Here is a 9,549-nt window from a genome sequence, read left to right as displayed (position 1 = left end):
CATTCTCGGTGTGCAGAAAGAAGCCGCGCTGGCGGCCAAGCGTTGCATCGTCACCGTGGAAGAAATCGTCGACGACCTCAACGCACCGATGAACGCTTGCGTACTGCCGACCTGGGCCTTGAGCGCGGTGTGCCATGTACCCGGCGGCGCGCACCCGTCCTACGCCCACGGTTACACCGAGCGTGACAATCGTTTCTATCAGGCGTGGGACCCGATCGCTCGCGACCGTGAGACGTTTACCGCGTGGATCAACGAATACATCCATGGCTGCGCTGACTTCAGCGAATTCCAGGCCAAATTGGCCGCTGCTTCGGAGGCCAAGTAATGACTTACACCACCAATGAAATGATGACCGTCGCGGCGGCCCGGCGCCTGAAGAACGGCTCGGTATGCTTCGTCGGCATCGGCCTGCCATCGAAAGCCGCCAACCTCGCGCGCCTGACTTCATCGCCGGACGTAGTGCTGATCTACGAATCCGGCCCGATTGGCGCCAAGCCGAGCGTACTGCCGCTGTCCATCGGTGACGGCGAGTTGGCCGAGACCGCCGACACGGTGGTGCCGACCGGTGAGATTTTTCGCTACTGGCTGCAGGGCGGGCGCATCGACGTCGGTTTTCTCGGCGCCGCGCAGGTCGACCGTTTCGGCAACATCAACACCACCGTGGTCGGCGACTACCACGCGCCAAAAGTGCGTCTGCCGGGTGCCGGTGGCGCGCCGGAGATCGCCGGTTCGGCGAAAAGCGTGTTGATCATCCTTAAACAGTCGGCGCGTTCGTTTGTCGACAAGCTCGACTTCATCACCTCGGTCGGTCACGGCGAAGGTGGCGATTCGCGTAAACGTCTGGGCCTGCCGGGCGCTGGGCCGGTGGGCATCATCACCGACCTGTGCATCATGGAACCGGAGGAGGGCACCCACGAATTCGTGGTCACCGCGCTGCATCCGGGCGTGACCCGCGAGCAAGTGGTCGCCGCCACCGGTTGGGCGATTCGTTTTGCCGACTCCGTTGAAACCACCGCTGAGCCGACCGAAGTCGAGTTGACCGCACTGCGTGATCTTGAAGCGCGCACCGCTGCCGCCCACGGTCAGGCACCGGGAGAAGCATGATGCGTGACGTGTATATCTGCGATGCGATTCGCACCCCTATTGGCCGTTTCGGCGGCGCACTGTCCGCCGTGCGCGCCGATGACCTGGCCGCCGTGCCGATCAAGGCCCTGATGGAGCGCAATCCATCGGTGGACTGGAACGCCGTCGATGAGGTGTTCCTCGGCTGCGCCAACCAGGCCGGCGAAGACAACCGCAACGTTGCGCGCATGGCGCTGCTGCTGGCGGGTCTGCCGGACAGCGTGCCCGGCGTTACGCTCAATCGCCTCTGCGCTTCGGGCATGGATGCGATCGGCACCGCATTCCGTGCGATCGCCAGTGGCGAAATGGAGCTGGCGATTGCCGGCGGCGTCGAGTCGATGTCCCGCGCACCGTTCGTGATGGGCAAGGCCGACGCGGCGTTCTCGCGCAACATTAAACTGGAAGACACCACCATCGGCTGGCGTTTCATCAACCCACTGATGAAGGCGCAGTACGGCGTCGATGCCATGCCGCAGACTGCTGATAACGTTGCCGACGACTACAAGGTTTCGCGCGCAGATCAGGACGCCTTTGCTCTGCGCAGTCAGCAACGTACCGCCGCCGCGCAGGCTGCCGGTTACTTCGCTGAAGAAATCGTCGAAGTGCGCATCGCCCACAAAAAGGGCGAAACCGTGGTCAGCGAGGACGAACATCCGCGCGCCGACACTACGATTGAAGCGCTGGCGAAACTGAAACCGGTCAATGGCGCGGATAAAACCGTCACCGCCGGCAATGCCTCCGGGGTCAACGATGGTGCTGCTGCGCTGATTCTGGCGTCAGCCGAAGCGGTGAAAAAACACGGCCTGACCGCCCGCGCAAAAGTGCTCGGCATGGCCAGCGCCGGCGTCGCACCACGGGTGATGGGCATCGGCCCGGTGCCGGCGGTGCGCAAACTGACCGAGCGCCTTGGCGTCGCGGTCAGCGATTTCGACGTGATCGAGCTCAACGAAGCGTTTGCCAGCCAAGGTCTGGCGGTACTGCGTGAACTGGGGCTGGCGGATGACGCGCCGCAGGTCAACCCGAATGGCGGCGCGATTGCTCTCGGTCACCCGTTGGGTATGAGCGGTGCGCGGCTGGTGCTGACCGCCCTGCATCATCTGGAAAAGACTGGCGGCAAGAAAGGTCTGGCGACCATGTGCGTCGGTGTTGGCCAGGGTCTGGCCCTGGCCATCGAACGTGTCTGACGCGCTGCGGCACTTACAAGAACTGAGGAAAGCGAAATGACTGACAAGCCTGGTTACCGTCGCCCACAGGCAGGCACTCAGCCTGACTACCTGCACCCGACGTATCAATCCACCAACCTGCGCTCGCCGTCCAAGCCTTTGGTGTACCTGCCCCATTCACTCTCGGAAATCACCGGGCCGACCATCGGCGCCGAACACGTTGCCGAGAAGGACAATGACCTGACCGCACAGCACGACGGCGAACCGTTGGGCGAGCGCATCATCATTCACGGCCGCGTGCTCGACGAAGATGGCCTGCCGGTACCGGGGATTCTGGTGGAGATCTGGCAGGCCAATGCCGCCGGCCGCTACAACCATGCCCGCGACCTGCACGACGCGCCGCTGGACCCGAACTTCACCGGCACCGGCCGCACCGTCACCGATGCCGATGGCTGGTACCAGTTCCAGACCATCAAGCCCGGCGCCTATCCGTGGGGCAACCACCACAACGCCTGGCGCCCTGCGCACATCCACTTTTCCCTGTTCGGGCCGAGCATCCTCACCCGACTGGTCACGCAAATGTATTTCCCCGGCGACCCGCTGCTGGCGTATGACCCGATCTACAACTGCGTGCCGGACACCTCGGCCAAGGAACGCCTGATCGCTGCTTTCGATCTGGAAAAAACCATTCCGTCCTACGCCCTCGGTTACCGCTGGGACATCGTGCTGCGCGGCCGTGAAGCCACGCCGATGGAGAAATAAGATGACGCTCTATGCGACCACGTCCCACACCGTCGGGCCGTATTACCACATCGGCCTGACCTGGCTGAACCGCGAAACCCTGGCCAACGAGCTGACCCTCGGCGAGCGCGTAGCAATCACCGGCCAAGTGGTGGACGGCAATGGCGATGTCGTCAACGACGCCATGCTCGAAGTCTGGCAGGCCAACGCCGCCGGCAAGTACGACCACCCGGAAGATCAGCAGGACAAGCCACTCGACCCGAATTTTGAAGGTTTCGGTCGGGTGCCGGTCGACGCCAAAGGGCGCTTCCGTTTCACCACGATCAAACCGGGCTCTGTGCCGGGGTTGAAAGGCTCGACCCAGGCGCCGCATCTGGTGGTGCTGGTGTTTGCTCGTGGTCTGGTCAAGCATTTGCTGACGCGGATTTATTTTGAGGGCGAATCGGCGAACGTTGCTGACCCGTTGCTCGAGTGTGTGCCGGCGGAGCGTCGCCAGACGTTGCTGGCCAAGGCGGATGCGTCGGGTGTGTACCAGTGGAATGTAGTTCTGCAGGGCACCGATGCCGAGACGGTGTTCTTCGATTATTGAGAGAACACCCCAGATCCCCTGCAGGACAGAGTCCCTGTGGTGAGGGGATTTATCCCCGCTGGGCTGTGAAGCAGCCCCAAAAACCAGTCGGCGCGGTATTCAGATGAACCGCGTGTATCTGATTTGCGAGTGCTTCGCACTCGAGCGGGGATAAATCCCCTCGCCACAAAGGCTGATCCAGACGCGGGTGATGATCCAATGTGGAACGGGACTGTTGCAAAGTATGTCTAGACTGTGACTGTCCCTATCGAGTGAAAAAACAATGACAACCACCACCTCCCACTACACCGGCGAAGAGCGCAGCAAGCGCATCTTTGCCATCGTCGGCGCTTCCTCCGGCAATCTAGTCGAGTGGTTCGACTTCTACGTCTACGCCTTCTGCGCGATCTATTTCGCCCCGGCGTTTTTCCCCTCCGATAACCCCACCGTGCAACTGGTCAACACCGCTGGCGTGTTCGCCGCCGGGTTCCTGATGCGGCCGATTGGTGGCTGGATTTTCGGCCGGGTCGCTGACAAGCACGGGCGCAAGAACTCGATGCTCATCTCGATTCTGATGATGTGCTTCGGCTCGTTGCTGATCGCCTGTCTGCCGACCTACAAGGACATCGGCGTCTGGGCGCCGGTGCTGTTGCTGTTCGCGCGTTTGCTGCAAGGTCTGTCGGTCGGCGGCGAGTACGGCACCACCGCGACCTACATGAGCGAAGTTGCGCTCAAGGGCCAGCGCGGTTTCTTCGCCTCGTTCCAGTACGTGACGCTGATTGGCGGACAACTGCTGGCGGTGTCGCTGGTGGTGGTGCTGCAACAGTTCCTCACTGAAGAAGACCTGCGTGCCTACGGCTGGCGGATTCCGTTCGTGGTCGGTGCGGTGGCGGCGCTGATTTCGCTGTTCCTGCGTCGTTCGCTGAAGGAAACCACCAACGAGGAAACTCGCGCACACAAAGACGCCGGCAGCATCACTGCACTGTTTCGCGATCACAAAGCGGCGTTCATCACCGTCCTCGGTTACACCGCCGGCGGCTCGCTGATTTTCTACACCTTCACCACCTACATGCAGAAATACCTGGTGAACACCGCCGGCATGCACGCCAAGACCGCCAGCTACATCATGACCGGCGCGCTGTTCCTGTATATGTGCATGCAGCCGTTGTTCGGCATGCTCGCCGACAAGATCGGCCGACGGAACTCGATGCTCTGGTTCGGCGCCCTCGGCACGCTGTTCACCGTGCCGATTCTGCTCAGCCTGAAAAGCATCACCAGCCCGTTCCTCGCCTTCGTACTGATCACCCTGGCGCTGGCGATTGTGAGCTTCTACACCTCGATCAGCGGTCTGGTAAAAGCCGAGATGTTCCCGCCGGAAGTCCGCGCCCTCGGTGTCGGCCTGGCTTACGCGGTGGCCAATGCAATCTTCGGTGGTTCGGCAGAGTTTGTGGCCCTGAGCCTCAAGGCCGGCGGCATGGAAAACGCCTTCTACTGGTACGTCACGGCGATGATGGCGGTGGCCTTCCTGTTCAGCCTGCGTTTGCCCAAGCAGGCAAAGTATCTGCACCACGATCTGTAAACCCATGTGCGCGGGCTGCGAGGCTCGCGCCGGCAAGGACTGTTTATGACTCAGCGACCGGGCAATCAATTGTTCGATGCCTACTTCACCGCCCACGATATGCGCGAAGTGTTCTGCGATCAGGGCCGGGTGCAGGCGATGCTCGATTTCGAAGCGGCGCTGGCCCGGGCCGAGGCGCGGGTCGGGCTGATTCCTTCATCGGCCGTGGCACCGATTGCCGCAGCATGCGACGCCAGTCTGTATGACTTCGCAGCGCTGGGCGAGGCGATTGCCACGGCCGGCAATTCGGCGATTCCACTGGTCAAGGCTTTGGGCAAGCAGATCGCTTCGAGCGATGCCGAAGCCGAGCGCTATGTGCATCTGGGCGCGACCAGTCAGGACGTGATGGATTCCGGGCTGGTCCTGCAATTGCGCCAGGCGCTGGCGCTGATCGAAGACCAACTGGCGCAACTGGCCGACTCGCTCGCCACTCAGGCACAACGTTTCGCCACCACGCCACTGGCCGGGCGCACCTGGCTGCAACACGCCACGCCCGTGACCCTCGGTATGAAAATCGCCGGATGGCTGGGCGCCGTCACGCGCAGCCGTCAGCGTCTGCAACAACTGAAACCGCGTCTGCTGGTGCTGCAATTCGGTGGCGCCTCCGGCACCCTCGCGGCGCTGGGTGAACAGGCGTTGCCGATCGCCAAAGCATTGGCCGAAGAGCTGCAACTGACCCTGCCCGAGCAACCGTGGCACACCCAGCGTGACCGCATCGTTGAATTCGGCGCCGTGCTTGGCCTGATCGCCGGGAGCCTCGGCAAATTCGGCCGCGACATCAGCCTGTTGATGCAGACCGAAGCAGCGGAAGTATTCGAGCCTGCGGCACCGGGCAAGGGTGGTTCATCGACCATGCCGCACAAACGCAATCCGGTCGGCGCGGCGGTGCTGATCGGCGCGGCCACGCGGGTGCCGGGGCTAGTGTCGACGCTGTTCAGCGCGATGCCGCAGGAGCACGAACGCAGCCTCGGTTTGTGGCACGCCGAATGGGAAACCCTGCCGGAGATCTGCTGTTTGGTGTCCGGTTCGCTGCAACAGGCGCGCTTGCTGGCCGACGGTCTGGAAGTCGACGCGGCGCGCATGGCCCGCAACCTCGAACTGACCCAAGGCCTGGTGCTGGCCGAAGCGGTGAGCATCGTGCTTGCCCAACGCGTCGGCCGCGACACCGCACATCATCTGCTCGAACAATGCTGCAAACGTGCAGTGGCCGAGCAACGCCATTTGCGTGCGGTGCTCGCTGACGAGCCGCAAGTCACCGCCGAACTCAGTGGCGCTGAACTCGATGATCTTCTGAACCCCGCGCATTACCTTGGCCAGGCGCGAGTCTGGGTCGAGCGCGCGGTGGCTGAACACAACGCTTTGACTGTCTGAAGGAGAGGGCTGTGGCTTTCGTTCAACTCGCCGATGGCGAACTGCACTATGAAATTGAGGGCCCGGCGGAGGCGCCGGTGCTGGTGCTGTCCAACTCGCTGGGCACCGACCTGCACATGTGGGACGCGCAAATGCCGGCGTTCACCGAGCATTTCCGCGTGCTGCGTTTCGACACGCGCGGCCATGGGCAATCGCTGGTCACTGAGGGGCCGTACAGCATCGAACAACTCGGTCGCGACGTGCTCGGTCTGCTCGATGCGCTGCATATCGAGCGCGCGCATTTCTGCGGGCTGTCGATGGGCGGGCTGATCGGTCAGTGGCTGGGGATCAACGCAGGCCATCGTCTGCACAAACTGATCGTGTGCAACACGGCGGCGAAAATCGGCGATCCGTCGGTGTGGAATCCGCGCATCGAAACCGTGTTGCGCGACGGCCCGGCGGCGATGGTCGCATTGCGGGATGCCTCGATTGCGCGCTGGTTTACCCCGGACTTTTCCGCAGCGCATCCCGAGGCGGCGAAGAAGATTACCGACATGCTCGCCGCGACCAATCCACAAGGTTATGCGGCCAACTGCGCTGCCGTGCGCGATGCCGATTTCCGTGAACAACTGGCTTCGATCAACGTGCCGTTGCTGGTGATTGCCGGCAGCGAAGATGCGGTGACGCCGCCGTCCGGCGGGCACTTCATCCGCGACCACGTGCGCGGTGCCGAGTACGCCGAGTTCCATGCGGCGCATTTGTCCAACGTGCAGGCCGGTGCCGCTTTCAGCGACCGTGTGCTGGCGTTTCTGCAGGCTCAGTGAGGAAGAATTTGTGGACGAGAAACAACGTTACGACGAAGGCATGCAAGTCCGCCGCGCGGTGCTGGGCGATGCCCACGTCGATCGCAGCCTGACCACGCTGACCGAGTTCAACTCGGAATTCCAGGAGATGATCACCCGCCACGCCTGGGGCGACATCTGGACCCGCCCGGGCCTGCCCCGGCACACCCGCAGCCTGATCACCATCGCCATGCTGATCGGCATGAACCGCGAGGGCGAACTGAAACTGCACCTGCGCGCGGCAGCCAACAACGGCGTCAGCCGTGGCGAGATCAAGGAAGTGATCATGCAGAGCGCAATCTACTGCGGAATTCCGGCGGCGAACGCGACGTTTCATCTGGCCGAATCGGTGTGGGATGAACTCGGGGTTGAATCCCGCGAGTGAGGTTGTTGCCACTGACGCCTTCGCGAGCAGGCTCGCTCCCACATTGGAATGCACTTCCCTGTGGGAGCATGCTTGGTTACAGCAGGCTGATCGGGTAGCTGACGATCAGGCGATTTTCATCGAACTCGTTGTTGCTGAAGTCGCGGCGCATGGTCGAGTTGCGCCATCTGACGTTCAGATCCTTCAACGTGCCGCTCTGCACCGTGTAACCGAGTTCCGATTCGCGGCCCCATTCCTTGCCGTCGGTGATCGTCCCGGTGTGCACGTTGTCGCCGCTGATGTAGCGATTCATCAGGGTCAGGCCGGGGATGCCCATGGCGGCGAAGTTGTAGTCGTGGCGCAACTGCCAGGAGCGTTCCTGAGCGTTGTCATAACTGGCGTTGTAGCTGTCGTTGGCCAAGGTGCCGCCGCTGGTGCCGTTGACGCGCATCCATGCACTGTCGCCGGTGAGTTTTTGCAGGCCGAGGTAGAACGTGTTGCCGCCGTACTTGGCCGAAAACATCCCGTACCAGGTCTTGTTGTCCAGATCGCCGGCACGCGCGCTGCCATCTTCCTTGCCGTAGAAAAAGCCGAGGTTGGCGCCCAGCGTCCAGTCACCAAGCGGCTGGCTGTGCAGTACGTTGAGGTACTGCTGGCTGTAGATGTCCTTGAGCTGCGCGTTCCATAAGCCGATCTGCGTGCGCTTGTCGTTGAACAGGTATTCGCCGCCCTGGAAGTTGAAACGATCAGAGGTGAACGCGGCTTTGCCGGTCATCGACATGTCGCTCATGCTGCTGTCGTCGCGCGGGCTGTTGGCGCGGAACTGGCCGCCATAGAGGGTCAGGCCGGCGATTTCCTTCGAGGTGATCTGGCCGCCACGGAAGGTTTGCGGCAGCGAGCGACCGTCGTCCGAACGCAGAATCGGCAGCACCGGCATCCACTCGCCGACCTTGACCTCGGTCTGCGAAAGTCTGGCCTTGAACGCGACGTTGGTGCGGCCGAAGTTGTCCGCCGGGCGGCCGTCATGGTCCAGCGGCAACAACTGCGTGCCGCCCGTGCCCTTACCGCCATCGAGCTTGACCGAATACAGCCCGAGTATGTCCATGCCGAAACCGACGGTGCCTTGGGTGAAGCCGGATTTGGCATCGAGGATGAAACTCTGCGTCCACTCCTCAGCCTTGCCTTGGGCCTTGGTCGGGTTGGTGAAGTTGCGGTTGATGTAGAAGTTGCGCAGGTTGAGGTTGACCTTGGCGCCTTCAACGAAGCCGCCTTCTTCGGCGCTTGCCGGCAGGGCCAGACCGGCGATGGCCAGGGCGATCACAGCGGGCAATGCGTAGGGCACAGGGAAAACTGTCATGGACTTGGGTCTCTCTTGTTTTTTTAGGGCGAACGGCGGCGCTGTCGCGGCGGATGCGGCGCAGGCAACATGATGCAGATCTGAGATGCAGCGGTGGCGGTCAGCCGGGCGGGGCAGGGCGCTGGAGCATGGTGTCGAACCTTGTTGTTATTGGTTTTCTGGTTCGAATGGTGAAGGGCCAGTGTGTTCGGGTTCAATTGCTGAAAGCGGGTTTTGGGCGGTTATCGAACGCAAGATTCATGCGGATTTGTGGTGAGTGTGAGGTCCTCTTCGCGAGCAGGCTCGCTCCCACAACTGGAATGCGTTCCCCTGTGGGAGCGAGCCTGCTCGCGAAGAGGCCAGTTCGGCCGCCAAACCTTTGCGACAGGCAACAAAAAGCCCACCGAAATGGTGGGCTTGATGTAGTCAGCCGATGATCAGAACA

At 62.3% G+C, this 9,549-nt stretch carries 9 protein-coding genes and 1 pseudogene; 9 read left to right on the top strand and 1 reads right to left on the bottom strand.

The window, feature by feature from the left end:
* From OQK_RS31010 to pcaC, 9 genes and pseudogenes are all read left to right on the top strand, one after another.
* Nucleotides 1-325: pseudogene (locus tag OQK_RS31010) on the top strand (3-oxoadipate--succinyl-CoA transferase); the annotation flags it as partial.
* A complete protein-coding gene (locus OQK_RS04645) occupies nucleotides 325-1,104 on the top strand; it encodes a CoA-transferase subunit beta (RefSeq protein ID WP_016771341.1) in 780 nt (259 codons plus the stop codon). The pseudogene OQK_RS31010 and the gene OQK_RS04645, both read left to right, overlap by 1 nt.
* A complete protein-coding gene (pcaF, locus tag OQK_RS04640) occupies nucleotides 1,101-2,306 on the top strand; it encodes a 3-oxoadipyl-CoA thiolase (RefSeq protein ID WP_177318469.1) in 1,206 nt (401 codons plus the stop codon). The genes OQK_RS04645 and pcaF overlap by 4 nt, the downstream gene beginning before the upstream one ends.
* A 36-nt stretch (nucleotides 2,307-2,342) precedes the next feature.
* Nucleotides 2,343-3,047, top strand: coding sequence for a protocatechuate 3,4-dioxygenase subunit beta (gene pcaH, locus OQK_RS04635; protein WP_016771339.1), 705 nt, complete (start codon nucleotides 2,343-2,345; stop codon nucleotides 3,045-3,047).
* 1 nt (nucleotide 3,048) lies between these two features.
* A complete protein-coding gene (gene pcaG, locus OQK_RS04630) occupies nucleotides 3,049-3,615 on the top strand; it encodes a protocatechuate 3,4-dioxygenase subunit alpha (RefSeq protein WP_016771338.1) in 567 nt (188 codons plus the stop codon).
* Between the two features lie 262 nt (nucleotides 3,616-3,877).
* Nucleotides 3,878-5,173, top strand: a complete 1,296-nt coding sequence (locus OQK_RS04625) for an MFS family transporter (RefSeq protein WP_016771337.1) — start codon at nucleotides 3,878-3,880, stop codon at nucleotides 5,171-5,173.
* 45 nt (nucleotides 5,174-5,218) lie between these two features.
* Entirely contained in the window at nucleotides 5,219-6,583 is a 1,365-nt protein-coding gene (locus OQK_RS04620) for a 3-carboxy-cis,cis-muconate cycloisomerase (RefSeq protein WP_016771336.1), read from the top strand.
* A gap of 11 nt (nucleotides 6,584-6,594) precedes the next feature.
* On the top strand, nucleotides 6,595-7,386 hold the full coding sequence (gene pcaD / locus OQK_RS04615; protein WP_016771335.1) for a 3-oxoadipate enol-lactonase: 792 nt from the start codon (nucleotides 6,595-6,597) through the stop codon (nucleotides 7,384-7,386).
* Nucleotides 7,387-7,396: 10 nt separating this feature from the next.
* The gene (gene pcaC / locus OQK_RS04610) at nucleotides 7,397-7,789 is read left to right on the top strand and encodes a 4-carboxymuconolactone decarboxylase (RefSeq protein ID WP_007917093.1); all 393 of its coding nucleotides are present in this window, start codon (nucleotides 7,397-7,399) and stop codon (nucleotides 7,787-7,789) included.
* A 76-nt stretch (nucleotides 7,790-7,865) separates the two neighbouring features.
* Here the strand turns inward: pcaC and OQK_RS04605 are convergent, their stop codons facing one another.
* Complete coding sequence (locus OQK_RS04605; protein ID WP_016771334.1) at nucleotides 7,866-9,125, bottom strand: OprD family porin; 1,260 nt, start codon at nucleotides 9,123-9,125, stop codon at nucleotides 7,866-7,868.
* Nucleotides 9,126-9,549 lie beyond the last annotated feature (424 nt).

It is taken from the genome of Pseudomonas sp. R62 (genome assembly GCF_000257605.1).
GTDB lineage: Bacteria > Pseudomonadota > Gammaproteobacteria > Pseudomonadales > Pseudomonadaceae > Aquipseudomonas > Aquipseudomonas atacamensis.
Note: the sequence above shows the minus strand (reverse complement) of the source record. Positions and strands in the feature narration are given on the sequence as shown.

Coding starts and splice junctions, on each gene's coding strand:
- OQK_RS04645 (WP_016771341.1), top strand. CDS start 325: ATGACTTACACCACCAATGAAATGATGACCGTCGCGGCGGCCCGGCGC.
- pcaF (WP_177318469.1), top strand. CDS start 1,101: ATGATGCGTGACGTGTATATCTGCGATGCGATTCGCACCCCTATTGGC.
- pcaH (WP_016771339.1), top strand. CDS start 2,343: ATGACTGACAAGCCTGGTTACCGTCGCCCACAGGCAGGCACTCAGCCT.
- pcaG (WP_016771338.1), top strand. CDS start 3,049: ATGACGCTCTATGCGACCACGTCCCACACCGTCGGGCCGTATTACCAC.
- OQK_RS04625 (WP_016771337.1), top strand. CDS start 3,878: ATGACAACCACCACCTCCCACTACACCGGCGAAGAGCGCAGCAAGCGC.
- OQK_RS04620 (WP_016771336.1), top strand. CDS start 5,219: ATGACTCAGCGACCGGGCAATCAATTGTTCGATGCCTACTTCACCGCC.
- OQK_RS04605 (WP_016771334.1), bottom strand. CDS start 9,125: ATGACAGTTTTCCCTGTGCCCTACGCATTGCCCGCTGTGATCGCCCTG.